The organism is Myxococcaceae bacterium, assembly GCA_016000045.1.
In the GTDB taxonomy this organism is placed as follows: Bacteria; Myxococcota; UBA727; order UBA727; family JABDBI01; genus AER2-1.
In genome coordinates this window covers 1-26,486 of record JAECQY010000001.1, presented here as the reverse complement: position 1 = coordinate 26,486, position 26,486 = coordinate 1, and the positions used below count along the sequence as shown (strand labels likewise).

The following is a 26,486-nucleotide window of genomic DNA, read 5'->3' as shown; positions in this document are numbered from 1 at the left end:
ACGTGCCGATCAAGATGTTCCAGCCATGCAAAGCTTCATTTCAACCTCGCCAATTGAATTTAAGCAGCTAATAGGGTATACACTTTTCATGGAAAAACCCCTAATTAGTTTCGATTATGCCATCAAATATCTGCTCAAATGCATCCAGAAATTCAACGATGAGATTCGAAGTGAAATCGATGAGTGGCTTTATATGGCGAAACATGAACAAATTCGGCCTGATTTCCAATCGAGAGGGATGGAAAAAGTTTCTGAACGGCTTCAGATCCTCAAGATGACGGATGTCGAGCGCAGGAACTATTGGCAGTATCTGAAACAAAGCGCCTCCGAGCAAGATTACTACTTGTGTGCCGAAGCGAAAGGGCGAGCAGAAGGCAAGATGGAGGGCCAAGCGGAAAGCAAAGTAGAAACAGCGATCAAGCTGTTAAAGCTTGGTTTGGATAAATCTCTGATTGCGACAGCTACCGATCTCGTCCTCGAGCAAGTTGAGCAGCTTGAGAAAGAACTGAATTCTTAGGAAGAGCGCGTGATCATTTCTGCAAGTCTTTTTGAAGCCTTTCTAAAAATGGCTTGAGTTTTTCTAAAGGGTAGCTGGTTTTTCCATCTGACAAAGCGTTTTCAGGTTGTTCATGGACCTCTAAAAATAGTTTTTGGGCTCCCGTTACCAATGCGGCCCGAGCAAGTGTTTCAATATGTTGGGCTGCTTTGGCGCTGTGCGAAGCATCAAAGACAATCGGACAACCCATCGGCCTGAAGAGGTCAAAAGCTCGAAAATCAACCACCCAGTCGTTATAGCCAAAACAGCTTCCGCGTTCTGTGATCCACACCTCAGAATTGCCTGTTGAGCGGACTTTTTCGATCGCCGGCTGCATCGAGCTCGGGGACAAAAATTGCCCTTTTTTAATATTCACAATTCGGCCGGTTTGGCCAGCTGCGCGCAATAAGTCCGTTTGGCGGCATAGGAATGCTGGAATCTGGAGGACGTCTAAGATGGCTGCGGCGGGTTCCGCTTGCCAGGATTCGTGAATGTCACTGGTGACTCGCAACCCCAGCTCTTGTTTGATGGTCTGTAAAACGGCGAGCCCTTTTTTGAGCCCAGGGCCACGATAGCCGTTGAGCTCGGTGCGATTGGCTTTATCAAAGCTCGCTTTGAAGATGAGCGGAATTTTAAGTTCTGAACAGATGCTCTTCAGAACCATCGCCATTTGAAAAGCGTGCTGTTCACTCTCAATGACGCACGGGCCCGCAATGAGCTCAAACACGCTGTTGGTCCAAACGCGCAAAATCTTCCGGTGTATCAACTGAAATACCGTTATAAGAGGTTTGAAAAGTTTGAATGCTCATACCTGCTTCCAACAAACGAAGTTGCTCTAAACTTTCGGAGGCTTCCCATTGACCGGGCGGCAGATTCACAAAGCGCAATAAAGCAGCTTTCCGATAGCCATAAAGACCCACGTGGCGATAGCCATAAGGCAAATGACGTGAGAAATAGAGCGCCCTCCCGCAACGATCCGTCGTGCAGCGTACAGCTTGGGGTTGCATCTGAGTAGAAATGGGAGTCACACAATCGGCGCTTGGGTAAAATTCCAAACAGTCGACGATTTGGTCCAAGAGCTGCGGGTTCATTTGAGGTTCGTCTGCTTGCAAATTGACAACGAAGTCCACTTCTTGGGCTTGAATGACTTCTGCAATCCGATCGCTTCCGGTTGGGTGATCGCGGGAGCTTAAAACGACTCGAGCCCCAAATTCGGTTGCGATTCGGAATGTCTCCAAGTGATCGCAGGCGATCCAAATTTGATCGAAACGTTTGGCTAAAGAAGCGCGCTCCCAAACATGTTGTAACAGAGTTTTACCATGCCAGATGGCCAGAATCTTTTGAGGAAATCGAGCAGAATAAAGCCTGGCGGGGATAATGCAGAAGGCGGACATTGTAGACTTTTATTCCTGAGGCTTCGAATCTGGCTATTTCGAGTGAGCTCGCCAAAATGCAAACTCACAAGCTTGAAATCGTATTCATAGATTGATTTTAAATTCTTATATTTGATATATATTAAATATGAAAAAAATAATTCTGCTTGGTGTGTTAACTGGAACCATCGGTTGCGGGAATCAAACTTCAAATCAGGTTGACGGGACATTGGACCGGGTTTGTCCCCCTAACAGCCAAGTCAGCGGCGCGGATGCCAGTAGCAAATTTGCGGGTCTTTTCATGCAAAGTTTCGTTGCTGCATTGCCTAGATTCTCTGGATTTTTTAATGATTCGGCAGAAGTTCGTCTACAAACGATGAACCAAGCGATCGCGAAGTTACAAGATCGATTGCCCAAGCAAGCCAAATATTTAGGCCGAACCATGAGCATCGAAGACGCTCAAAAAGTTGGAGACGCGCTTCGAATCTTAGCAAACGATCAAATAGCGGAAAAATTCGATTTGTCTGACTTTTTCAGCGGACCTGTTCAAAACCCAGTGCTGAGAGCAGATCTCATCGCTGTCATCGATGCTTTGTATCCACCAGGAGTCTCGATCAGCACGGTTTCACAGGGTATTTTGAGCAGCAACCGGAACGCTCGAAAAGTCTTTTCGTTGATCTCAACCTTGGGAAGCCCTTCAAGCAATCCTTGCTCGCGTTCTTTGGCCGGATCGTTTGTGGCTCTTTATGGAACCAAGCTTGATTCTGTGGACCCGAATGGGAGCCTCAAAAAAGCATTTGGTTTGGCTCGTTAGGGCGTATGCATCATGACGAATATGCAAGGGGTTTATGGAGTGCTACAATCGAATCATGATTCTTAAACGCTGTGGCTGGTGCTTGAACGATCCCTTGTATGTAAAATACCACGATGAAGAATGGGGCGTTCCGGTGTATGACGACGCAAAAATTTTTGAGTTTTTAATTCTGGAAGGTGCTCAGGCAGGCTTAAGTTGGTTGACGATTTTAAAACGCCGAGAGAATTATCGTCGCGCATTTGCGCATTTTGATGCCCAACAAGTGGCCCAGTTCTCAGAACGAGATGTCCAAGCTCTGATGCTGGATGCTGGTATCATCCGAAATCAGCTTAAAATTCGAAGCGCCATCAGCAATGCCCAGGCCTTTCTCAAAGTCCAAAACGAATGGGGAACATTCTCAAAGTATATTTGGGGATTCGTGGATGGAGAGCCTATCGTGAATCACCCTCAAACACTCAAAGATCTGAAGGCAACTTCTCCCGAGTCGGATGCCTTAAGTCAAGACCTTAAGCGACGGGGCTTTAAGTTTGTGGGTTCGACCATTGTGTACGCGCACATGCAGGCGACTGGCTTGGTTCAGGACCATCTTCAAGACTGTTTTAAAAACACCCAAGCTTCGAATTGAAATCTATTGAGGGACTTTGACCCCTTCGATCAACACGCTTTCAATAAAGGACTGAATGTCTCCATCTAAAACCGCATTCACATTGCCCACTTCCAAGTTGGTTCGGAGATCTTTGGCGAGTTGATAGGGTGCAAGCACGTAGTTGCGGATCTGAGATCCGAAAGAAGCTTCCATCTTTACCGCCTCTGCTTTGTCTTTCTCCGCTAAACGTTTCTTCATTTCCAAATCGTAGAGCTTAGAACGCAGCAGCTTCATGGCAGTCGATCGATTCTTGGTTTGGCTCCGCTCCGATTGGCACGCTACGACGGTGTTGGTGGGAAGATGCGTAATGCGCACTGCGCTGTCCGTTTTATTGACGTGTTGGCCCCCAGCGCCTCCGGCCCGATAAGTATCGACTCGTAGATCTTCCACTTTGATATCCACTTCGAACGAATCATCAATTTCAGGGATGACCCAGACCGATGAAAACGAAGTATGCCGGCGAGCGTTTGAATCAAAGGGTGAGATACGGACCAAACGATGAACCCCAATTTCGGCTTTGAGGTACCCGTAAGCGTATTCGCCTGAAACTAAAATCGTTGCATTTTTAAGACCCGCTTCTTCGGCCGGCATGATGTCCATGAGTTCGACGGTATAGCCACGACGTTCCGCATACCGAGTGTACATACGTAGAAGCATTTCGGTAAAATCTTGCGAATCAACGCCTCCTTGACCGACGTTGACGCTCAAAATCGCGTTGTTGCGATCACTGGGTCCTCCCAGCATGTGTTCGATCTGAAGGCGATGAATGCTTCTTTTGACGCGCTCCAACTCAGCCTCCAGTTCTCGAAGTTCGTCGTCATTTCCTGTTGCGAGTTCGAGGAGTTCGGCGCAATCGTCAAGCGATTGTTTGGCGTTCAAAAAACGAGCCACTTCTTTTTCGAGGGTAGCCTTTTCTTTTTGAACGATGGCTGCATTCTTTTGATCGGACCAAAAATGGGGGGCTTCCATTTCGTTTTCTAAGGCCCGGATCCGATCTTGTTTCGAAGGGATTTGAGAGGCTTTCTCGAGTGAATCGAGTTTTATTTTGAGGTTGTCGATTTCCATACGCGTAGTCCGAGCAAAAGTCCCAGGGCAAAAAGCAGCGTTTCTTGGGTTTTGGCTGCTTCTTGGAACATCGGACTCTTGAGTTCGAACACCGTATAGGAAAAGAGAGCGATTGCCAAACCGATAAGAAGCCAAATCCAATCTGAGACTTTTCGAGGTCTGCGAGCCCAGAGTAAGCCAGCGAGAAGACAGGCTAGGGCTAGGCGTGGAACCCATTGACCCCCAAGCACAAACCAGGTGTTGCCTGTGCTGAGTGGAATGTGAGCAAAGACCAGGGTTTGTTCGTAGAGCGGTGTGGCTTGATGAACCTGCCCGGTGGCATCGATCCAAGCCGAGATGCCTGTATTGGTTGCACGAGCAAAGCTACGACCGGTTTCGACGCTGCGCATCTGATACATGGCGAGATGTTGACGGGGTCCCTGGGTAAATCCGTACCAAGCATCGTTGGTTATATTCACTAAAAGATTGGCTCCATTTTTGACCAAGGTGCGAGCGACGTTGGGAAAAGCGCCATCGTAGCAAACCGTGACCGCCAGGGCGAGAGCTCCAACCCGCAAGGGCTTTGATTGAGTTCCCCACTCCAGTTGCTCCAGTCCCGGGACGAGTTTGGCTGCGATCGAAGCAAAGGGCCAAGGAACGTATTCGCCAAAGGGCACGAGCTGAGCTTTATCAAAACGCCCCAGGGCTTTGCCCGCAGAATCTAGAATATAAGCCGAGTTGTAAAATTTGCCTTCTGGATCTTGCGCAATCGCCCCAATAATATTGATGGGCGCCAATTCACCCAGCGATTCAAATCGAGGTTCCTCGGTTGAAACGGAAAAAGGGTAGGAAGATTCCGGCCAAATGACGAGCTCGGCACCGGACTGAGTGGCTTTTGTCTGGAGTGCACGATAGCGTTCCAGGATTTCATCCGAATAAATCAAGGCATCGTTTTTGAGGCCTTGTTCGATGTTTCCCTGCAGCAGAGCGATCGAAACGGTCTGAGGGGTTTGATTCTTCCAGGTGTGAAGCCGATACTCGCCCAAGAGGCTCATCAAGCCAACCAGAGCCAGAGCGAAAGCTCCCCAGCAAAGCCTGCGTTCTTGGATCGATCGCGCGATCAGGCAATTGAGGAGCCCAATGAAAAATACCAATCCATAGACACCTAACCAAGAGGCAGACTGAAGCAAACGAGGAGTTGAAATCAAAGAATAACCAGAACATCCCCAGGGAAAAGATCCAATGAACCCATAGTCGCGAAGGTACTCGGCGCTGCAGAGGGCCAGAGGAAACCAAAACATCATCGGAGCGCTTTTCTTCCTGTCAAGATAGCGGGAAAGTGCCATTGCGAGGCCTAGATGAAGTCCGATAAACGCGGTCAGAAGAAAAAGCGATAAGATGCTGACGAAGCCATGGAGTCCGCCAAAGACGGTCATTGCGGTTAACAACCAGGAGAGCGTTGCCATGTATTGCAGGCTCGTGGCGGCCCCAAAGCATAAGAAGGCTTGACGAGGTGGGAGATGGGAGCAAATCAGCAAGATTGGGACATAGCCAATCAAGGCCAAGAACCCCCAGGAGGTCAACTGGCTGCTCGCCATCAGTCCAGCAGATAGAACGATGCCGGCTAAGCTAGAAAACCGGTTTGAAATCACAAATGACATTTCGGCATCCTAGCGCGCGCTGCCATTTTTCAGAAGCCACATTTTTGACTTCCAGCGAGCCGGCTGGCTTTTTGTCGATCCAGGCCTGTATGAGCCCTTTGTGAGCATCGAGTCGAATTTCGTACAAGGGATGCTTTCCTTTGCAGGGTATTTGAGCCTGTTGAGTCGATTTTAAAAACCCATCTTGTTTGCGAAATTCACAGAGCCAACAAGAATTGTCGGATAGCGTCACCATTCCTAAAACGCGTTCCGCATTGGGAGAGACAAAAAACAGTCCTCCTGCTGGAGGTTCGGGGTTGGAACCGAGCTTCTCGCGAGCGAGGTGCTGGGTTTTGGCAACGCTTAAAGAAAGCTTGAGACGTTCAAGGGATAGGTGTGAAGACCAACTTAGCTGATCCATCGCATCTTGTTGAATAAGCAACGATAAATCTCGTCTAAAATGGCCGGAATTTCCTTGTTTTGCTTGATAGACAAGCGTGTCTTTGACTTCTTCCCACACGGGTGATTCGCTTTTCCAAACCGAACCATGATATTGAAGTTCAGAAGCCGAATCGATGGCATAGGCTCCTGATGGAGAGAGCACAATTTCTTTGGGATGCGTTCGGGAGATCAAGATTCCCAAAATGATCCCAACAGCCATGGCCGTCGCCCCCCACAGAAAGCGCGGTTTTCTGACCCAGGGAGGAACAGCCGCCCATTGAGTGGGGTGCTCAGTCTGATGAGAAAGGGCGGAGTCAAAATAGAAACGGGTTTTGTGAAGACCCTTCGCTGTCCACGTTTCCGTTTCTCTTTCAAGAGCTTGCAACTCTAAATCAAACTCAGCTGCGTTTTGAAAACGTTTTTCAGGCTCTCGGCATAGGGCTTTTGAGAGAATTCGATCCAGTGCTTCGGGGGCTTCATAGTGGCGCTCGGAGGGAAGAGCGAAACGCCCTAAGGGAAGATCGCCGAGCACACATTCATAGAAAATGACTCCTACCGAATAGAGATCGGATCTTCCATCGACTCGCTTGGCGTCCATGTGTTGCTCGGGAGCCATGTAGTTAACCGTGCCCATGGTGACACGGCTGCGGGTCAGATTCGGATGAGGATTGGTCGCTTCGTTTAAAAGTCCAGCGAGCCCGAAATCGACCAAGACGCATCGATTGAGATCCGCTGCCACTAAAACGTTTTCGGGCTTGAGATCGCGATGAATAATGCTTCGGCTGTGTGCCGCGCTCAGGCCTGCTAGAATTTGACGAACAAAGTGAATGGCCTGCTTTAAAGGCAAGGGCCCATCCTTCAGGAATCGTCGCAGGGTGATGCCGTCGATGAACTCCATGCAGAAAAAGTGGGTGTTGAAAACGGTTCCGCTGTCAAAAATAGCGACCACGTTCGGATGGCGAAACGAGCTGAGTGCAGCCGATTCTCGTTCAAAACGAGCCACCAAATCCGAACGCGAAGACATTTCTGCGGAAAGAATCTTGACGGCTGCTGTACGACCCGAAGCGATATGCTTGGCTTGATAGACGGAACCCATCGCTCCCTTTCCGATCGGATCGAGAAGCTCATACCCTGGAATACTGGGCGGTTTGAGTTCATCGGACAGAATGGAGTCCCTGGACTTTTTGCCTGCAGGAGGCTCGGAGGCTCGAGAGGAAGCGTAACGTTTGGCGAGTGCTGGATGAATTCCAACGCTTTTCTTGGCTTTTCCAAGAAAATTGGTATCCACCCAAGTTCCACAGACGTCGCATCGACCTGAACTCAATTCTGCATTGCAGTGAGCGCAACAAAATTTAACGTCGGACATATCTCACGGATGCTTGATTTTGAGGTAGAGGTTCTAAGTGGAACTGATGCCATTCCTGACCATAGCCATTCATTTTCATTTTTCTGTTATTTTTCAGGTGGCTAAGATTGGCCATCAAATGGCCATCTAAATTTCCAAGTTTTTTCTCCCCTGAAGCTAAAATCTCAATGGCTTTGGGGGTTTGGCCGGCTTTCCAGTGGCAATAAGCCCAAGTCGACCACAGCAAGCCTTGTTTGGGTGAGTAGCGTGCCGCGGTTTCAAAAATTTGATCCATTCTGCCAAAGTCTTTTTTTCTAAAATAAAGCACCGCAAGCATGGCACGAGCATTCCAATGTTTTGCAAACGATTTTTCTAAAAAGGGTTTGGCGCGCTGAAAATCTTGGCGCATAAAATAGATGCTACCGATCTGCCCATTGATGGCGCTCTTGGTGAAAAACTGCCAATTTCCGAATCGTTTTTTGACGTCTTCCAAAAGCGCTATGCCGCGATCGACGCGTCCTTTTTGGATCTCTGAAACGGCAAACATCATGGCAGCTTGCGCCGAGCTTGCTATTTTGCGGGCCGCTAAAAAATAAACCAATGCAGTCACGAACAGAGCAGGAATGATGGCTGCTATCAGGCTAACCAAAGACCAGGCAAGAGCAAAGGTGCAAGCGCCAGAAAGCAGAGCCAGAGCTAAAAGGATCATAGGGCTTCATACCAATTTCACGGAGAAATACCAGCCGGCGATTCATAACAGGCCAGAAATTCGGTGTTCCCATCGGTTCCCTGAATCGGGCTTTCGCGATGCCCAATTTCTAAGAGTCCTAATTGAGTGGCGATTTTCTGAATTCGGGCCAGAGCCCCTTGACGCACTGCAGCGTCGCGAACAATTCCGCCCTTGCCAATTTGTTCTCTTCTGACTTCAAACTGAGGCTTCACCAGAAGGTATAGCCGAGCGCTGGGCTCAAGATGAGGGAGTAGAGCGGGTAAGACCCGCTCCAGCGAAATAAAGCTGAGGTCGACTACCGCAACGCTGGGTTTCGGTTCAAAGGTTCCCACGGGTACTTTCAGAATGTGTGTTTGTTCGAATACCCGCACAAGAGGATGATTTCGAATGGAATAAGCCAGTTGGTTGGTTCCAACATCGACCGCATAAACGAGTTGAGCGTTTTCTTGGAGAAGAACGTCTGTAAAGCCACCGGTGGAGGCTCCAACATCGATCGCAATGGCATCCTTTATTTTCATCGGCCACGTTTCAAGAGCGGCTTTGAGCTTGAGCCCGCCACGCGAGACATAGGGCAGCGAATTATTCTTTAAACGGATGGGATCGGATGCCGAAACAAGATGCCCTGCTTTATCGACTCGGTGCTCTCCAACGACCACATCCCCAGCCAAAATCCGTGCTTGGGCCCGTGCGCGGGTAGATTCGAGACCGCGCTCTACCAGAGCGACATCGAGTCGCTTTCGAGTTTGCATGTGTGATGGTTTAAAGCATAGAAACTCTTGATAATCAAACTTAACCGATCAGCTTTGTCGGAAGGCCTTTTTGCAATTTTCGAAAGCTAACAAGATTCGAGCAGACTTTTCTCGAGTTTGCTGAGTACGGTTTGAAGGCTGATATCACTCTCTTTCATCTCGTTGATTTTACGAATCGAGGATAAGGCGGTTGTGTGATCTCGGCCTCCAAAGAAGCGGCCAATTTCAGGTAAGCTAAAAGCCATCATGCTTCGACACAGGGTCATAGCAATCTGACGAGCGAGTGTCACTTGACGTTGACGGCTTTGGCCTTTGAGTTCAACCGATTTAAGATCGTAATAAGCGGCTACGTGATCGCAGATTTTTTCTGCCGATAAAGCCCCTGTGCTTCTACGAAATACAGGAGACAGGTACTCTTTCGCTGCTTGAACGGTGAGTTGAGATTTGGTGACGGACAGAAAAGCGGTCAGGCGAATGAGTGCACCTTCCAATTCTCGGACAGATGTGGTGATCTGAGAAGCCAAATAGTGGCAAACTTCTTTGGGAAGTTCAAAACCACAGCTTTTGGCTTTTCGGTCTAAGATGGCCATTCGGGTTTCGATTTCAGGAGGGCGAATGTCTGCGATAAGACCCCAAGAAAGACGCGTTTGCAATCTTTCTTCAAGTCCTTCGATTTCATGAGGGTACTTATCGGAGGTAACCACAATCTGTTTGTGTGCCTGGTGCAGGCAATTAAAGGTGTGGAAAAACTCATCTTGACTCGCATCTTTTCCGGCTAAAAACTGGATATCGTCAATGAGCAAGATATCGCAGTCATTGCGAAATTTTTTTCGAAATGCGTCAAATCGTTTTTCACGAATCGCAAAGATATAGGCATTCACCCACTGTTCGGCACTCATGTAGAGAATGCGAGCGTTGGGATTTTTTTGCAGAGCGTAAAGACCGATTCCTTGGATCAGATGGGTTTTTCCAATCCCCACCGGTCCAAATAAGAAAAGTGGGCTGTATTGAGCGCCTGGCTCGCGAGCGACGGCATCGCAAGCCGTGTAGGCCATTTGATTGGAAGGACCCATCACAAAGGAATCCAAGGTGTGATTCGGGTTCAGTAAAGAAGATTCCAGGATAATGGGGGCTTGGTTTGTCTCAAAACCAAGTCGAGGCGCTTTCAGAGGCGAGATCGATTGGGGGAGGGAACTGGGCGTTTGAGAAGCGCCAAAGCTGGAATTTTGGGCTTTCGTAGCCTGTTCGATGATCTTGACCGCAATCGATCGATGAAAACCCTGAGCGGCGCTTTCCTGAAGTTCCACTAAGTAGTGGTTCTGTATCCAATCTCGGTGGAAGGAAGAGGGTGCCGATACGGTGAGCGTATTGTGTTCCAAAGAGACAAAATGCAAGGGTTCAAAGAAGCCTTGCCAAACAAACAGGCTGAGCCTGCGTTTTAAGATTTGCAGGGTTTCGCTGAACGCGTCAGCCGGTTGGGTCTCAAATTCTTGGATCGCTACCATAGGTCCCAGTGGGTGTATCAGCAACGGAAATGGTTAGGCAAGGTCGGATTTTCTAGATCGTTCCAACTCTCTAAATAAATAGGAAAAAAAATAATATTTTGACCTTTTTTCACCAAGGGGGCTTGATCGGATGGCCGGTTTGCAGGATCAATCTGCGAGCAAGCTCCCGAGCTTGATTGGCATTCAGTCGAGGATCGCAAAGCGTTTCGTAAAAGCCTTCTCCCAGCTCTTCTTCCGTGATCGCTTGATCTCCTCCCAGGCACTCGATCACAGGACTGCCTGTCATCTCAACATGGACACCGCCTGCGTACGTTCCCGCATGCTGATGGATCGAAAAAAATTGTTGAACCTCCGATAAAATGTCTTGAAAGAAACGTGTTTTGTAACCCCTGGGAGTCGTTTGTGTATTCCCATGCATGGGATCACAGCACCAGATCACGTGATACCCTGAATGCTTGACCGCTTGAATCAGACTTGGAAGCGATTCAGCGATCTTATCGTGCCCAAATCGGGCAATTAAAGTAAGACGCCCTTTTTGATTTTGAGGGTTCAGCGTTTCAATCAATTGGCACAACTCATCGCCTGTGATCTCGGAGCTGAATTTCATTCCGATGGGATTGGAAATGCCTCGCAAGAATTCGATATGAGCACTGTCCAGCTGGCGCGTTCGCTCGCCCACCCAAAGAAAGTGCGCGGAGCCATCGAACCAAGCGTTGGGAGTGCTCGAGTCTTGATGCGTGAGCGCTTCTTCGTAAGGTAACAGCAAAGCCTCATGAGAGGTGTAGAACTCGGTTCCATGCGTCAGGGATTTGAGGATGTTCCAAGTGGCGGCTGAGAAAAAGTAACCTTTTTCCATGCGTTTGGGATCGGGTGTTCGAGCGAGGGGATCGAATTCAAATCCATTGATCAAATCTCCCCGGTATGAAGGCAAAGAGATCTCGTTTCGAATTTCTGACTCCTGAGAGCGAGGCTTCGCACATTGCCCTGCATAACGGCCTATCTTGAGAACGGGCTTATTCATGGCACAAGCAAGCATCGTGGCCATTGGTAAGAGAACACGCATGTTGGCTTGCAAGACAGACTGAGAAAAACGATCAAGGCTTTCCGCGCAGTCTCCCCCGTGCAAAAGAAAAGCTTTGCCTTCGCAAACTTCACGAAGCCGGCGGCTGAGCTGTTGGGACTCTCTCGGTTGAACGATTGGAGGGTAGGTTTTTAAACGAGAGACAACGCCCTGAAGTTCTTCCTGATTGGGATATTCTGGTATTTGGCGAATGCGTTGATGTCTCCAACTCTGGGGTGTCCAATCCATCATGAAGTCAATTGCTCCAGATCTTCAAAGAATTGAGGATAAGAAACCGCAACACAGCGCGTGTTGTCCAAGTAAGTCGGGCCTTTGGCGATCAAAGAAGCGATGGTGAAAGCCATCGCGATTCGATGATCGCCGAAGGTCTGAATCCGAGATCCTTGCAGAGGCTGAGGACCTTGGATCCGAAAGCCATTTTCACTGCGATCAACCCGTACTCCCATGGATTCTAAATTCAGCGCAATGGCTTGAAGACGGTTGCTTTCTTTATAGCGAAGCTCTGCGGCTCCTGTGACTTCACTGAGCCCGTGCGCTTGCGTGAATGCCATGGCAAGCGCGGGTATTTCGTCAATCAACGCGGGGATGTCTTCGGGGCCGATCGAGCAAGCTTGAAGCTGAGCGGATCGAATTCGGATGGTTCCAAAGGGCTCGATGGCGGAGCTTTGCTCCAAAATTTCAATCCATGCGCCCATTTTCCGCAAAGTGTGGATGAAATGCAGGCGGCTTGGGTTCAAAGACACGTCTTCCAAAAGGAGTTCGGAGCCGGGGATCAATGTTGCGGCCGTGATCCAAAAAGAAGCGCTGGAAAGATCGCCCGGGATGAACAAGGTTTGGGCCTCTAAACGGTGTCCGCCTTCGAGGCTTATTTGATCCGATTCGATTTTGATTTTCGCACCCAAGTGAGCGAGCAATCTTTCTGTATGATCGCGACTCTGAAGCTGTCCGAAGAGACGGTTTTGGCCTTCAATGCCAAGCGAAGCCAGCAACAAAGCCGATTTGACTTGAGCGCTTGGGATGTCCAAACGAAGGCTTGTTCCTTGCAAACGGGAGGGTTTGATGAGGATTGGAGCAAAATTTTCATCCCGAAGCTCCCAATTGGCTCCCATCGCTCGCAAGGGGTCTGCCACGCGTCTCATCGGTCGTTTGGACAGCGATTCATCTCCGATCAGAGTCGATTGAAAAGAGCTATGGCTCAAAAGACCCGCTAAAAAGCGCAGAGTCGTTCCTGAATTCCCACAATCCAGAGCGCGAGTCGGGCTTTTGAGCCCCCAAAGGCCGACTCCTTTCACGTGTGCGAGGGTTTGATGAAGTTTGATTTCCACCCCTAAGGATCGAAGGCAGTGCAGGGTAGAGCGTACGTCCAAACCGCTGGATAGGTTTTTAAAACACGAAGTCCCCTCGGCCAGTGCGGCCAGTACCAGAGCGCGGTGAGAAATTGATTTATCTCCGGGCAGTTGCAGCTTCCCTCTCAACGGCATCGGTTGAACTTATCGCAATTGGAAGAAGCTGCCAACCTTGCTTTGTTGGATTTTCCGTGGAAACTTATCAAATCGAACGCAAGATCGCTGCAGGAGGAATGGCCGAGGTTTATTTAGCTCGGGATGCCGGCAATCGTCGAGTGGTGCTGAAAAAAATATTGCCTCAGTGGGAGTCCGATCGGGATTATCGACGCATGTTTGTCCATGAATTCGAACTCATGTCGACGTTTTCATCCGAACGAATTGTCCGCGTGATCGAACGAGGTCCGCATTTTGCGGTCCTGGAATACGTTGAAGGGCTCGATTGGCGGGTTCTTTCTCAGTATTATATCCCGCAATCGGTTGTCAATTATTTGTTCGTGGAAGCCTTGCAGGCACTTTCGCTGGTTCACGGTGAAAAGATCATTCATCGCGATATATCGCCTCAGAACTGGATGCTCAGCGACAGCGGTGTGGTTAAATTACTCGATTTTGGAATTGCCAAACGCGAACGCTACACCGAGCATACAAACACGGGAGTCTTGAAAGGGAAGTACGCCTATATGTCTCCCGAGCAGGCTGCTGGAAAAAGCCTGAGCATTCAGAGCGATTTGTTTTCGATGGGGGTGATTTTTTATGAGCTATTGACTCGTCAAAGGCTCTTCAAACGCGAAACCGATTTTTTGACGCTTAAAGCGATCGATGAATGCTCGATTGAATTTCCCGAATTTCTGAGCGCTACACTGAAGGCGATTCTTCAAAAGGCGCTGGCACGAGACTGTGCGCAAAGATTTCAGTCTGCGCTGGAATTTCAGCAAGCGCTGTTGCAGTATGGTTTGCAGGCTCGGCAATTGGCTACTCAGGAGGAGGTGGTTCAGTACCTTCTTGCCTTGCCAAAGCCAGCGCCCTGGGGGTTGTTTGAATCCACTCGAATTCAACGAAAAGCCAGTGTGGAAGTGATTGCCGCCATGGGGGCTCTTGCTTTCGACTTCCTCGGCCTTTGTTGGTAAGCATGGCCCCGAGCTTTCTCATTTTTGTGATCGCGCTTGTTGGAACCTACGGGGGTTTTGTGCTTCAGATTCCTTCGTATGGCTGGATTTTGGCCGCTTTATCGGGCCTTCTAGGTCTCTTCAATCTCCCCAGAACTTTGAGAGCCTTCGCTCTCATCCTCGGTATTGGGGGTCTTTGTGGCTTTCAATCTCAGCATCGGCGGATCGAATTTGAGGATCGCTTGAGCCGTCTACCCAAACAATACGAACGAATCGATGGAATTGTGGAAGAAGTGTTCGACACCCTGGAAGACGGAAGGCGAATTTGGTTTCGCAGCGATCGGGGCTATCGTCTCCAAGTCTCTTTGAGAGAGGGAGCGGCTCTAAAACCTGTTTTCGTCGGGGATCGCTTAGCGTTGTGGGGAGTGGTTCACCCTCCACAACACGCTTTGGCCCCTGGAGACTTGGATGGGTATTGGTTTGCCTTGGCCCGTCATTTGGATGGATACCTTCGGGTTTCCAACCCCTTCAAAGTTCAGGTGCTGCAAACTCATGCCGAGGCCAACTTTTGGAGTCAGCAGCGGCAAAAACTCAGAAATCGGATTCAAGAGGCGGGAAATCCACGCTACGCCGCTGTTTTGCTGGCTTTGATGATTGGCGATACAGCCTTATTCTCGAACGAGCAAAAGCAAATTTACCAGCGTGTGGGAGCAGGGCACTTATTGGCGGTGAGTGGGCTTCAAGTCAGCGGTCTGTCGTTTTTGTTTTTTGTGATTTTGCGAGGGATTTTGCTGCTGATCCCGGCCATTGGTAGACGATCGTGGGCGAGTTGTCCAGCCGCAATCTTCAGCCTGTCGGCTATTTGGAGTTTTGTATTATTATCGGGTTGCTCGGCCTCCACTGTGCGAGCGGCTTTGATGAGTTCGAGTCTTTTAGTCGGTTTGCTGGGTGAACGGTCCGTGAGTCTCTGGGATGCTTTTGGCCTAGCGGGTTGGATCTCGGTGTTTCTGTGGCCAGAATCCGTTTTGGACCCGAGCTTTACCCTGTCTTATTTAGCGATTTACGGAATTCTAGTCGGCGGGATGCTGGGAGCTGGAGTGATGACCTTGCCTCTTTCCGCTTACTACTTCGGAGCTTTAGCGATCGGCGGCATTGTGGCCAACTGGATTTTGGTTCCAGTCGCCTTGTTCTTACAAACGCCAGCGATTCTTTTAGCGCTTTTGGGATTTGTATCCAGCGCAGCGATGTTTGCAGGGATGATTGAGGCACTGTGTGAAGGTTTGGGAGATTATTTGGGAGGCTATTGGTACTTGGAAGCGCCGGCTCCCTGGCAAGTTGTTGGCTCTTTGCTGGGTATTAGCTTGTTTTTTATGGCCGGTGATCCAGGAAAGCATACGAACTCGTAAGGCTTTGCAAGTGATTTTCCTAGCGATTGGTCAAGGGGACTCGACGCTTTTTCGTTTTCCGAATGGCTATATCGCGATTGTGGATGGCGGGCCCAGCGAAGAAGGATTGATCCGACAGCTAAGGCGCAAAAATATTTCGAAGGTGGATCTGATGGTTTTGTCGCATCCTGACCTGGATCATGCTTTGGGGCTTCTCTACGTTTTAGAACAGATGCCGGTTCAAGAATTGTGGCACACTGGGTTTTCGCTGGATCACCCCATGATCCAGCGAATCACGAACTTGGCCCGGCGTCAGGGGACTCGCATTCGCATGTTGCCTGAGATTTTTGGCGTTCACCCCATCGGCGATGCAGCGATTGAGGTGCTGGCTCCTCAAAAGCTAAATCCAAATTGGTCAACGAACAACAATAGCATCGTGATGAAAATTTCATGGGGTCAAAATAGCGTCTTGATGCCGGGCGATCTGGAAGCCGCAGTGGAACAGCAGGCGAACGCTCAGTGGCATGCCCAAGTGCTGAAGGTTCCACACCATGGTTCTCGAAGCTCGTCTTCTGAACACCTGGTTCGGCAAGTTCGACCCAGTGAGGTTGTTTTTTGCACGCAGCCTGGAAATCAATTTGGTTTCCCCCATGCGGAGGTGGTGTTGCGGTGGAAAAATTCAGGAGCTCGAGTCTGGGACACAGGGGTCAATGGAGAAGTGCGGGTTTGGATGAGCCAGCATGAGATGGAACTTCGCTCGTATCGGTGAATGATGCCTAGGCTTTTGAAGTACATCAGCATCTTGGGGATGCTTGTGGGAGCGGGCCCTAGGTGGGCTCAAGGAACTTCAGGGCAAAAACCGATGATTTCGCTGGAGGCTGGTTTGGGGTATAACACGAATCCTTACTCTAAAACCGATGCTCAACGCGCAGGAAAATCGACGAGTGACATTCTGTTTCGGATGACGCCAACCTTCTCCTTCGCAAACCAAAGCAAACGCTTGGTGTTGGAGGCGGCAGGAGCGACGACTTTAGCTTGGTTGATGGGCCTCGGGGATAATCCAGGATTTTTGGTTTTTTCGGGGAAGGTGGAAGCTGCAAGCAGCTATCATCCGAATGCTCAATTCTCCATTTTTAGCCGTGGCGGCGTCATGGCTTCTCGAAATTTGGGAGAACTGTTTGTTGGAAATATGACCAACCTCACCGGAAAACTATCCGTGGGGGAAACTTGGCGCCCTGGCAGTGGAAAATTAGCCTGGACCGTTCAAGGAGACTACCAAGCTCAGGGGTATCCAAGCATTTCATTGGGCGCAAAAACGACTCAACCTAGAATCTTAAATAACCAGTCGTATGGGCTTTCCAGTCGACTGGCGTGGCAGTTTTTACCCAAAACAGCCGTATTTTTGGAAGGGGGATATGGCTTTTTTGGATCCGTCGACAGCAACCAAGTAGGGGTCACGACAAACCCTCTTCACCTGGGTCTTGGGCTCAGCGGTCGCATCACGGAACAGTTGGTTTTATCCAGCAGTGCCTCCTTTTCACGGATTTTGCTTCGAACTAAAGACAGGTCTTTGGCTTCGACCTTCTTCCCGATCGGTTTTGATGCGATGCTGGCTTGGACCCCCACGAAGCGCTCTGCCTTGGGTCTTTCAGCCTCTCGAAAAATGACGCCTACGCCAATTTATTTGGATTCGGTGAATCATCATTTTTCGCTTCGTTACGAACAAAAACTGGCGCAGAAGTACAGCTTTACGCTAAAACCCAGTTTCGGCCTATTCGAATACGGCAAACCCGATACCAGTCTTTCCAGCATCGATTATCGCCTGGATCCCAATTGGGTCAACCGAACGGACTTCTTTGTCGAAACGCAACTCGGTCTGGCCTATGCCATGAACGAAGCGTGCAGTTTGGGGCTGGCGGCAGATGGATTTTGGAGATGGACGAATAGCAATCCGGATGAGGCTCAGATTCTCGGGCCTTCCGGTTGGGTTGCTCGAGGAGATGGCGGTACTTTTGAATCACTTTATACGCGCTACCAAATTCATTTATTCATTCGGGTGGTTTATTGATGAAAACGATTCTGTCACTTTTTTTAGCGATGAGCGGGTTTCTAGGCTGTGTTCACCAGGGAACGGGAGTCCATTCAGCGAGGGTCGAACCGGAATTCGCTAGCATTCGAAAAGCTGTTTTAGGAGTTGGAGATGTGATCGAAGTTCGCATTTTTGACGAACCGGAATTATCCGGAAGCCGACAGATTGGTGCCGATGGCTCGATTCGCATGCCTTTGATTGGATTTCTTCCTATGACGGGAAGGACTTCGGAAGAGGCGGCTCATTTGATTGCCTTGGAATATCAAAAAAAATACCTGAGAGATCCCGATGTCTCCGTCTTGATTCAGCAATCCAACTCGAGAAAAGTTTATCTGTTGGGCGAGGTGAAATCGCCGGGGCCTTATGTCTACGAGGAAAACATGACTTTGATCGGAGCCATTGCGAAAGCGGGTGGAACAACCGCTCAATCGGCTTCCAATCGAGCCTGTGTCACACGGTCTGACGCCGGAAAGTCTATACGATTCACAGCAAAAGTGTCCGACATGGGCCGAGGCGAAGCTCCCGATATTCCCATTCTTCCTGGAGACATTATCTTTGTTCCTCAGAGCATTTTTTAAAAGAGGCCTCTTGTGAATTCTTCGCAAAATTTGGATTTTCAGCGCTATTGGACATCGCTTTTGAGACGATGGCCTCTTTGTTTGACGGTTTTTATCTCCGTCTTTCTCTTGGGAGTTATTTACACGGCGCGAACACAAAAACTCTATAAAGCTTCGGCTACGATGGTGGTGATGCCGAACCTTCCTCAGATTTTAACCGGCCTGCAAGAAGTCACACCGAGCTCCAATTGGTTTTCAGAAGAAGCGAATCTCCAGACAGAATATCTGACCATGCTAAGCCGTCAAATTTCCCATCGAGTTTACGAACGGCTCAATCTAAGGAAACGCAAAGAGTTCCAGGATTTGAACCCTGAAGCATTTTTGCCTACCTACGTTAGCATCAATCCACAGAAAAAGACCCGAATGGTTTCGGTGGATGCGATTCATTGGGACCCAAAGTTCGCAGCTGAACTGGCGAATACGGTTGTAGCAGTTTATTTGGACTACAAATTAGCGAAAAAAAGAGAAAGCTCTACACAGGCTGAAGTCTGGCTTTTGGCTCAATACGAAACACTCAAGAAGAAGCTCGACGACTCCGAAAAAGCTTTGTATGCGTTCATGGAAGAGCGTGGAATTCTGAATGCAAGCTTTGAGAGTCAGATGGATGCGATCAAGGGACGAATGGGTACTTTCACGGCTCGATTGGCTGAAATCCAGTCCAGAGAGATCGAAGGCCGTGTCAATGCTCAAGCGCTTGCGCGCGTGTCTGAGAATCCCAAACTGCTCGATTCGTTGTCGGAAGTTCAGAATGCGCCCATGATGGGGGCTTTAAAAACAAAGTTGATTGCGCTTAAAGCTAAGCGACTCGAACTCGAACACAGGTACTTACCCGATCACCCTAAACTAAAAGTCGTCGATTTGGAGCTGGGCTCGCTTCAGAAAACCGTTCAAGAGGAAGTTCAAAATACCATCGCTCTGTTAGAGCGCGATCGTCAAAGCCTTCTCACAACAGAGATGGGCCTCGAGCATGCCATCCAAGAGCAGCGCGAGCAAGAAACGCATCTGAACAAACTGAGCTATGACTATGGTCGCCTGAAACGGGAAGTCGATACCAATACGAAGCTTTACGATATGGTCACGAATCGTCTCAAAGAGATCAATGTGACCAGCATGTTGCAATCGAGCAATGTGTCTTTGATGGATGAAGCTCGGATTCCGCCGAAGCCCTACCAACCCAATTGGCGAATCAATTTGGTCGTATCGCTTCTGCTGGCTTTGTTTCTATCGATCGGCATTGCCCTTGTGTTGGAGTTGATGGATCAAACTTTCAAGACGCAGAGCGATATTGAGGCCGCCCTCGAGCTTCCTTTCTTGGGTGTTTTGCCGACGATTGCGGGTGAAGAAATCATCAATCGCGATTTCTACGCTTTAGCAAACCCCAAAAGCGCGGTGGCGGAATGCTGTCGAGGGATTCGAACGAATTTGTTGTTTATGTCGCCCGATCATCCGTTTCAATCTTTGTTGGTGGCCTCCTCAGCGGAACGAGAAGGCAAAACAACGACAGCGATTAACTTGTCGATTGCGATGGCGAATGCGGGAAATCGTGTGCTGCTGGTCGATTGCGATCTCAGAAGGCCTCGTGTTCATCAGAGTTTCAAACTTTCGAACGAGGTAGGGTTATCGAATTTAATTGTGTCAGAGCATGATTTAGCCCGTGCGATTCAAACGACTTCCATTTCCAATGTCGACGTTTTAACCTCAGGTCCCATTCCTCCAAACCCCTCCGAGCTGCTTCACACGGCTCGATTCCGGGAGGTATTGGAGAAATTAAAAACCAAGTACGATCGCATTATCTTTGACGCTCCTCCTGTGAATGCGGTCACCGATCCCATTGTCTTAGCCACTCAAGTGGATGGCACGCTGCTGGTGATCAAGAGCGGAGAGAGCTATCGAGCCTCAGTGCTTCGTACCTTGCGCGCGCTGACGGATGCTCGTGCTCGGATATTTGGGACGGTTTTGAACGATTTTTCTCCTCAAAGAAGCGAAGTCTATGGTTTTGGGAAATATTACCAGTTCGGGCGATATTATAGCTCGTATGGCGAACAGTCCGGGACCTAAGTGGTACGCTCTTTCCGTTTATATCCGTCAAGAAAAAGCCGTTTCTGAAGAGCTGAATCAGCACGGAGTAGAAACGTTTCTCCCCACTCAGGTGGTGCGCAAAGCCTGGAGCGATCGCGTCAAGCGCTTGGAGCAATCTCTGTTCCCGGGTTATCTGTTCGTACGATTAGAACTTAGCGCACCAGCGCGCATCGAAATCATTCGGCTGAAACCGATCTACGACTTTGTGGGTCGTTCGTTCAGCGCTTTGTCATCCGGCCAAATTGCACCCAGCATCCCTGCTCGACAGATTGAAAGCCTGAAGGTTTTAGCGCTCGCAGGGTTGCAGGTAGAACCCACTGCCTGCTTGGTTCCTGGAATCGAAGTTCAAATTGCTCAAGGAAGCTTAAAAGGGGTTTGGGGGATTGTTCAAAAAGAAGCGAATGGAAGAAATCGGCTTACGGTCCAAGTTCCATTGCTCGGACGAGGGGTGTCTGTGGATGTATCGAAGGAAGATGTATTAACTCGTTCGGAACTCGGGCTCTAAACTCTCGAGCGAGCAAGGAATAGCAAGCGACATCCCAATAGCGGTCCCTAAAGAGATAACCCTCGCGTTGGATTCCTTCGTAGGTGAATCCTAATTTTTCAGCTAATTTGCGGCTTCTTTGGTTATGAACGGTGCACAAAATCTCAATTCGGTTTAATTGATATTGATGGAGAAGGTAAGCAATGAGCGAAGAGGCTGCTTGCTGGACCAGCCCTTTTCCTTGCCAGTCTTGAGCAATCCAGTATCCGATCTCCGCGTGTTTGTGGCGCCAGTTGATCGCGTGATGCCCCACCACTCCAATCATGGTACCGTCGTTCCAAATACCAAAGTCTCTGTTTTGAGATTGCTGAATAAACTCCGTGCAATCGAGGATACTCCCGATGTCATGGGCCCATTCGAACCACGGTGCTAAGTGTTCTTTGTTTTTGAGAAGCAGGTGGTAGAGCGTAAAGCTGTCTTTCAGGGTGAGCGTTCGCAAACTCAGTGGCATGATTCAGCTTACAAAGGATGCCCATTGAAAATCAATCCGCGCTTGTTTAAAGAAGCACGGTGACTTCCCACCTATCACCCTCCAAGTTAAAGCTATTCCAGTTTTCGCTTTTGCAAATGTGCATTATCGCAAGCTACGGGTTTGCTCGGCCGGTAACCGACAGTCTTTTCCTGGAGCATTACGGTGCGAAGGGGCTTCCCAATGTATTTTTGCTTTCCGCTGCCGCGACAGTCGTTGCGATGGCGGTCTACAATCGATTCAATGCGCGCTACTCGCTGTTGGCGCTGTTAGGAGGAGCCGCGACTCTCAGCTCTCTTCTCCTGTGTCTTGGGTTATTGGCCTTTAAAATGCAGATTCCTTATGCGGTTTATGGCCTCTACGTTTGGCGAGAAGTCTATATGATCTTGCTGGTGGAGATATTCTGGAGCCTTGCGGATACCTTGTTCAACATCCGATCCGCGCGAAAGTCGTATGGTATTGTGTTGGGAATGGGTTCCTTGGGCGGGTTTGCGGTCAATTTGATGGTGGGTCCTATTTCGATGCGAATCGGAACGGAATGGGCTTTGTTGGGGGTTTTGCCTTGTTTGGGGCTCTGCACGATTTTGACTCTTGCATTTTCAAGAACACTTGGAGGCAAGCCTGTTTTTAAGAAAAGCGATGTGAAGCAATTGGGAGCGGGAAGTCTGTCGGTCGTTCGAAACAGTCGCTACTTGTTGCCTCTGCTATTTTTGATCGCCATTGTTCAGATATCGATTTCGTTAGTGGATTTGCAATTCAATGCAGCACTCGAGATAGCCTATCCTGAAATGAATGCTCGGACCGGGATGATTGGTCAGGTGCATGCTGTCATTGATGTGTTCGCTACCTTTTTACAGTTTTTTTCGGGGATGGTGATCGGAAGTTTGGGCACGGGGGGAGTTTTTGTTGGGATTCCGATCACGCTTGGACTTGCTATCCTGAGCTTTATCGTGTCGCCTCATTTCTTGACCGCAGCGATTTTGAAAGTGACCAGCAAGTGTTTTGACTACTCGATATTTCGAGCTTCTAAAGAGATGTTGTACATTCCTCTGAGTCATTTGGAGAAGACACAAGGCAAGGCTCTCATTGATATTCTCATCTACCGAGTCGCCAAAAGCAGCGCGGCTCTTTTGATGATTTTCTTAATCTCGATCCAGTTTTCAGATTACGTCATGCACATTGCCATGTCGCTGATGTTTGCATGGATACTCTTGGCCGTCGTGATTGTGAAGCGTTACAAGGCTGTTTTATCCGTGAGAAGAAGTTTCGAAAAGAACTGAACGTTCCGTGGCCCGAGCCGCTGACAAGGCACTCTTTCGCCCTGTTGACATCTAATTGTCGAACCCATAAACTTATTCCCTCGAGGAATTATGAATAAGAAATATCTTTTAGTCTTGGGATTGTTTCTGTCTGCTTGTGGTTCAGACAATGGCAAAGTGGCGACGAATTTGGAAGCTCGACCAGTCAGTGACCAATCGGTTGCTCACGAAGTCCCTGCGGCCCTTCCGGATTCGAGGCAGGAAGCATCAGACTCGGAGTTGTCGAATGAAACTTTGTCTGCTGAAGCCACGATGGATGCAAGGGTGATCGAACTCTTGGCAGATAGCGGATGTTTAGACACGGATATTGAAGCTCAGCGAAACCATGGTTCCATCTCTGAGGCATGTCACGTCACGAAAAAGAATCTTCAGACCTGGGCATCGTCCCTAGACATTGAATTCGAGAAAGCCAGATTGGTTCTTCGAACTTACTTGGGATGCGATGCGAACGAGTCTTGTCGTTTGTTGAAACACCCTACAAATCGCTAATTGAGCGTTTTGAGTCGAAGCTCTGAAGAGTCCAAGTCGACGCTCACCTGGAGCTCGGCTGACTCGGCGTTCAGGATAAGCTCGGCGAGTGGTCGTTTAATCTCTGTTTGGATGACCCGAGCCAAAGGTCGAGCCCCAAGGGCTCGATCGTAGCCTTTTTGGGCTAAATAATCTTTTGCTCGCTCTGTGATCTCAAGCCTGACTTTCTGCTCCTGGGCTTGTGCGACGAGCTTGGTGAGAAATTTTTCGACGATGCAGCGCATGGATTCTTGTTTTAAGGGTTCAAATGAGATGCGAGCATCCAGTCGACTTCGGAATTCTGGTGAAAATAGCCGCTTAAAAGCGGTTTCATCGGCTCCGACGTTGGTGGTGTCTCCAAATCCAATGCGCAGTTGCGCCAATTCCTGAGCGCCCACGTTGCTGGTCATGATCAAAACAACATGGCGAAAGTCCGTGGAACGACCGTTGCTATCCGTTAATTTTCCGTAGTCCATGACTTGCAACAGCATATGGTAGACATCGCTATGCGCTTTCTCGATCTCGTCGAGCAATAAAACCGCATGAGGGGTTTTGTAGACTGCATCGGTGAGCAGGCCGCCTTGCTCGAATCCAACGTAACCCGGTGGAGCTCCAATCAAGCGACTGATGGCATGACGCTCTAGGTATTCGCTCATGTCAAAGCGAATCAAAGCAATCTGGAGTTCGTTGGCTAATTGCTTCGCAATTTCAGTTTTTCCGACTCCACTGGGTCCTGTGAATAAAAAAGAGCCAATCGGTTTTTCAGGTTCTTTCAGGCCCGCTCGCGAGAGCTTAATCGCAGCGCTCAATTCTTCGATGGCTTTGTCTTGGCCAAATACAAGATTTTTCAAACGCTGCTCGAGAGTTCGCAAAGAGGCTCGATCATCCGGATTGATCTGTTTAGCCGGTATTTGCGCCATACGAGCCACAGTCGCTTGTATTTCTTGCTCGGAAACGATCGGATTTTTCTTAGCCTTGAGTTTGAGACCTGCAGCCGCTTCATCCAAGATATCAATGGCCTTATCTGGCAAATGCCGATCCGGCAAATATCGGTTCGCGAGCAACACGCAGGCTTGAAGGGCTTTGGCGTTGATTCGAACTTCATGAAATTCCTCGTAACGCGCTTTCAGACCTTGAAGTATCTTGAGGCAGTCGTCTTCGGTCGGTTCTCCCACATCAATCCTTTGAAACCGTCGAACCAAAGCGCGATCTTTCTCGAAGTGCGTGCGATATTCTTTGTATGTCGTGGTGCCTAAGCAACGAATGTGACCATCCGATAAGATGGGTTTTAGGAGATTAGACGCATCCGGTCCACTGCCGGAAGCAGAGCCCGCTCCGACCAGATTGTGTATTTCATCAATCAGTAGGATGGCTCCTGGTTTTTCTCGAAGTGCTTTCATCAGCGCTTTAAAGCGATTTTCAAAATCGCCTCGATAACGAGTCCCAGCCAGCAGCAATCCCAGATCCAGCGAATACACCTGAGCGTCCAAGAGTCCTTTGGGAACGTCGCCTGAGACAATCTTTTGAGCGAGTCCTTCGGCGATCGCTGTTTTCCCAACGCCCGCTTCGCCTACAAGCAAGGGGTTATTTTTGCGTCGTCGGAGCAAAACATGAATGGTACGAGTCAGCTCTTCCTGGCGCCCTACCAAAAGGTCCAGTTCGCCATTCCTGGCTTTGTCGGTGAGATTGACGGTGAAGGCTTCCAGCGCGTTTGAAACGTCTCCAAAGTCTTCTTCGTCGTCTTGAATGGGATCCCCAATATGAGACACGAGCTCAAGCCTGGAGAGGCCCGCTTGGGCCAAGAAATAAAGCGCCGGGCTTTCTTTTTCGTCAAAGATAGCCACCAAGAGATGAAAGGGCCACACCAATTGGCGCGAGGCAGAACGAGCTTGAATCGTAGCGCTTTCGATGACACGTTGAAATCCAAGGCTGGCTTCAATTTTGATGCGACTTTCGTCGAAGCTTACTTTCTCAATCTCCGCATCCAGATAAAGATCCAACTGAGACCGAATGGGGTTGGGATCAATGTGACAATTTTTCAAAAGCTGCTGAATGTCTCGATCTTCCAGGAGAGAGTACAAAAGATGCTCTACCGTCGCCACATCGTGGCTACGTCGGTGCGCTTCTTGAAAAGCATCTTGGATAATATCTTCAACTTCTGCGCTCAACATTTTCGACTCTTTTCGCGACTCTTGTCAGGATGTCCGTCTTGATTAACGCATTTGTACCCCATTGGTCAAATACTTGTGGTTTTCTTGGCTCCATGCGCTCAGGGAGAATCCCCAACTTCAGCCACCAGATGGATAGACGACTAAGCCTGACTACCCCGAGTCCCGCAAACGGTGTTCCGTTATCGGTACGAATCGCTTATCGTGACTCTCCTTTTTGAGAGTGTCACCTATGTGCCCGGTTAGCACCTTTTGCGATTGCCCTGATCCAATCGGTTTAAGCATTGACGATTTTTAGTGGAAAGTCTAGGAACAGAGAAAGTCGTTTTTTGAATGGCCTCGTCAATGAGAGGAGAGTGTTTATTTGTATGAATCAAATCTTCGTTTCTATTTTCTTTGTTTTTGCTTTATCCCCCAACTTGTTCGCTTGGAATCTGCTGGGATATCGCCCAGCTTGGTTGCAAGATGCTTACTCGGAAGTGGCTCGAATGGGTCGGCAAATTCGAGACAGCGTTCGAGAGGTAAAGCCCCTTTCGCTCGGTTCGGCTTGGGTGCCGCTCACTCGCATCGGTGACGACTACATCGCGCAAATGATCCAGCGGGACCAGCGCATGAAAGAGCTCCGACAAAAGATGCACAGGCTGCGTCAAATAGACAAAGCTTCGGAGGCTTCGGCCGCGGAAGAAGAGCTCTTGCGATTGATCGAGCTGGGGTCTCTGCCTGAGAAATGTTCGAAGGCAGGAGCTTTGAAGATAGGGCTGGAGCTTCGAGATGCAGCACCGGGTGGGTTGTCTTTGCCTGCTTCTCAAGCCAAGGATTCGGTGCCGGGGCTACGGTTGGTTCCCGCCGGTGGCCCACCGCCTCAACCAGAGCCTTTGCCGGCAGGCGTGCGTCAAGATTTGCCCGATTCCTGGATTCCTTGGGGAATTAGCGAACGCGTTTTCAACAACAAGACGC

At 49.3% G+C, this 26,486-nt stretch carries 25 protein-coding genes; 13 read left to right on the top strand and 12 right to left on the bottom strand.

All coding sequences use genetic code 11. The features are described from left to right. Positions 1–88 precede the first annotated feature (88 nt). Entirely contained in the window at positions 89–517 is a 429-nt protein-coding gene (locus I8H75_00125; protein MBH2005751.1) for a hypothetical protein, read from the top strand. Positions 518–530: 13 nt separating this feature from the next. On the opposite strand, the gene kdsA is transcribed toward I8H75_00125, so the two are convergent. Both kdsA and I8H75_00115 read right to left on the bottom strand, forming a co-directional pair. Beyond that, on the bottom strand, positions 531–1,262 hold the full coding sequence (gene kdsA / locus I8H75_00120) for a 3-deoxy-8-phosphooctulonate synthase (protein MBH2005750.1): 732 nt from the start codon (positions 1,260–1,262) through the stop codon (positions 531–533). Continuing rightward, the gene (locus tag I8H75_00115) at positions 1,255–1,929 is read right to left on the bottom strand and encodes a 3-deoxy-manno-octulosonate cytidylyltransferase (GenBank protein ID MBH2005749.1); all 675 of its coding nucleotides are present in this window, start codon (positions 1,927–1,929) and stop codon (positions 1,255–1,257) included. Before I8H75_00115 ends, kdsA begins: the two co-directional genes overlap by 8 nt. A 127-nt stretch (positions 1,930–2,056) precedes the next feature. On the opposite strand from I8H75_00115, the gene I8H75_00110 reads away from it, so the two are divergent. Beyond that, a complete protein-coding gene (locus I8H75_00110; protein MBH2005748.1) occupies positions 2,057–2,722 on the top strand; it encodes a hypothetical protein in 666 nt (221 codons plus the stop codon). A 34-nt stretch (positions 2,723–2,756) separates the two neighbouring features. Beyond that, the gene (locus I8H75_00105) at positions 2,757–3,347 is read left to right on the top strand and encodes a DNA-3-methyladenine glycosylase I (GenBank protein MBH2005747.1); all 591 of its coding nucleotides are present in this window, start codon (positions 2,757–2,759) and stop codon (positions 3,345–3,347) included. 3 nt (positions 3,348–3,350) lie between these two features. Here the strand turns inward: I8H75_00105 and prfB are convergent, their stop codons facing one another. The 8 genes from prfB to aroA all read right to left on the bottom strand — a co-directional run bounded on the left by prfB (position 3,351) and on the right by aroA (position 13,384). Further along, on the bottom strand, positions 3,351–4,433 hold the full coding sequence (gene prfB / locus I8H75_00100) for a peptide chain release factor 2 (GenBank protein MBH2005746.1): 1,083 nt from the start codon (positions 4,431–4,433) through the stop codon (positions 3,351–3,353). Beyond that, positions 4,409–6,073, bottom strand: a complete 1,665-nt coding sequence (gene lnt / locus I8H75_00095; GenBank protein ID MBH2005745.1) for an apolipoprotein N-acyltransferase — start codon at positions 6,071–6,073, stop codon at positions 4,409–4,411. The genes prfB and lnt overlap by 25 nt, the downstream gene beginning before the upstream one ends. Continuing rightward, entirely contained in the window at positions 6,042–7,859 is a 1,818-nt protein-coding gene (locus I8H75_00090; protein ID MBH2005744.1) for a serine/threonine protein kinase, read from the bottom strand. Before I8H75_00090 ends, lnt begins: the two co-directional genes overlap by 32 nt. After that, positions 7,846–8,547: a hypothetical protein gene (locus I8H75_00085; GenBank protein MBH2005743.1), complete on the bottom strand. Its 702-nt coding sequence runs from the start codon at positions 8,545–8,547 to the stop codon at positions 7,846–7,848. Before I8H75_00085 ends, I8H75_00090 begins: the two co-directional genes overlap by 14 nt. A gap of 17 nt (positions 8,548–8,564) precedes the next feature. Beyond that, complete coding sequence (locus I8H75_00080; protein MBH2005742.1) at positions 8,565–9,317, bottom strand: TlyA family RNA methyltransferase; 753 nt, start codon at positions 9,315–9,317, stop codon at positions 8,565–8,567. An 86-nt stretch (positions 9,318–9,403) separates the two neighbouring features. Next, on the bottom strand, positions 9,404–10,822 hold the full coding sequence (gene dnaA / locus I8H75_00075) for a chromosomal replication initiator protein DnaA (GenBank protein MBH2005741.1): 1,419 nt from the start codon (positions 10,820–10,822) through the stop codon (positions 9,404–9,406). 109 nt (positions 10,823–10,931) lie between these two features. Next, positions 10,932–12,134 (bottom strand): 3-deoxy-7-phosphoheptulonate synthase, encoded by a 1,203-nt coding sequence (locus I8H75_00070; protein ID MBH2005740.1) that lies wholly within the window; start codon positions 12,132–12,134, stop codon positions 10,932–10,934. Continuing rightward, positions 12,131–13,384, bottom strand: coding sequence for a 3-phosphoshikimate 1-carboxyvinyltransferase (gene aroA, locus I8H75_00065; GenBank protein ID MBH2005739.1), 1,254 nt, complete (start codon positions 13,382–13,384; stop codon positions 12,131–12,133). The genes I8H75_00070 and aroA overlap by 4 nt, the downstream gene beginning before the upstream one ends. 56 nt (positions 13,385–13,440) lie before the next feature. Here aroA and I8H75_00060 point away from each other — a divergent pair, with 56 nt between their 5' ends. The 7 genes from I8H75_00060 to I8H75_00030 are packed head-to-tail and all read left to right on the top strand — an operon-like array spanning position 13,441 to position 21,027. Next, positions 13,441–14,373 carry a serine/threonine protein kinase gene (locus I8H75_00060; protein MBH2005738.1) on the top strand — a complete coding sequence of 311 codons (933 nt, stop codon included), beginning with the start codon at positions 13,441–13,443 and terminating at the stop codon, positions 14,371–14,373. 2 nt (positions 14,374–14,375) lie between these two features. After that, on the top strand, positions 14,376–15,758 hold the full coding sequence (locus I8H75_00055) for a ComEC/Rec2 family competence protein (protein ID MBH2005737.1): 1,383 nt from the start codon (positions 14,376–14,378) through the stop codon (positions 15,756–15,758). Further along, positions 15,730–16,506 carry an MBL fold metallo-hydrolase gene (locus I8H75_00050; GenBank protein ID MBH2005736.1) on the top strand — a complete coding sequence of 259 codons (777 nt, stop codon included), beginning with the start codon at positions 15,730–15,732 and terminating at the stop codon, positions 16,504–16,506. The genes I8H75_00055 and I8H75_00050 overlap by 29 nt, the downstream gene beginning before the upstream one ends. Before the next feature lie 15 nt (positions 16,507–16,521). After that, complete coding sequence (locus tag I8H75_00045; protein MBH2005735.1) at positions 16,522–17,805, top strand: outer membrane beta-barrel protein; 1,284 nt, start codon at positions 16,522–16,524, stop codon at positions 17,803–17,805. Continuing rightward, positions 17,805–18,404, top strand: a complete 600-nt coding sequence (locus tag I8H75_00040) for a polysaccharide biosynthesis/export family protein (protein MBH2005734.1) — start codon at positions 17,805–17,807, stop codon at positions 18,402–18,404. The genes I8H75_00045 and I8H75_00040 overlap by 1 nt, the downstream gene beginning before the upstream one ends. A gap of 12 nt (positions 18,405–18,416) precedes the next feature. Continuing rightward, positions 18,417–20,501: a polysaccharide biosynthesis tyrosine autokinase gene (locus I8H75_00035; GenBank protein ID MBH2005733.1), complete on the top strand. Its 2,085-nt coding sequence runs from the start codon at positions 18,417–18,419 to the stop codon at positions 20,499–20,501. Next, complete coding sequence (locus tag I8H75_00030; GenBank protein MBH2005732.1) at positions 20,479–21,027, top strand: hypothetical protein; 549 nt, start codon at positions 20,479–20,481, stop codon at positions 21,025–21,027. The genes I8H75_00035 and I8H75_00030 overlap by 23 nt, the downstream gene beginning before the upstream one ends. Here I8H75_00030 and I8H75_00025 read toward each other — a convergent pair. After that, positions 20,939–21,517 carry a GNAT family N-acetyltransferase gene (locus tag I8H75_00025; GenBank protein MBH2005731.1) on the bottom strand — a complete coding sequence of 193 codons (579 nt, stop codon included), beginning with the start codon at positions 21,515–21,517 and terminating at the stop codon, positions 20,939–20,941. The two genes, I8H75_00030 and I8H75_00025, sit on opposite strands and share 89 nt — an antisense overlap. A gap of 59 nt (positions 21,518–21,576) precedes the next feature. Here I8H75_00025 and I8H75_00020 point away from each other — a divergent pair, with 59 nt between their 5' ends. After that, entirely contained in the window at positions 21,577–22,815 is a 1,239-nt protein-coding gene (locus I8H75_00020) for a hypothetical protein (protein ID MBH2005730.1), read from the top strand. A gap of 90 nt (positions 22,816–22,905) precedes the next feature. Next, complete coding sequence (locus I8H75_00015; protein MBH2005729.1) at positions 22,906–23,343, top strand: hypothetical protein; 438 nt, start codon at positions 22,906–22,908, stop codon at positions 23,341–23,343. Here the strand turns inward: I8H75_00015 and I8H75_00010 are convergent. Further along, positions 23,340–25,532, bottom strand: a complete 2,193-nt coding sequence (locus tag I8H75_00010; GenBank protein ID MBH2005728.1) for an AAA family ATPase — start codon at positions 25,530–25,532, stop codon at positions 23,340–23,342. The two genes, I8H75_00015 and I8H75_00010, sit on opposite strands and share 4 nt — an antisense overlap. A gap of 365 nt (positions 25,533–25,897) precedes the next feature. On the opposite strand from I8H75_00010, the gene I8H75_00005 reads away from it, so the two are divergent. Further along, the coding region (locus tag I8H75_00005) for a hypothetical protein (GenBank protein ID MBH2005727.1) at positions 25,898–26,486 on the top strand (589 nt) is incomplete at its 3' end.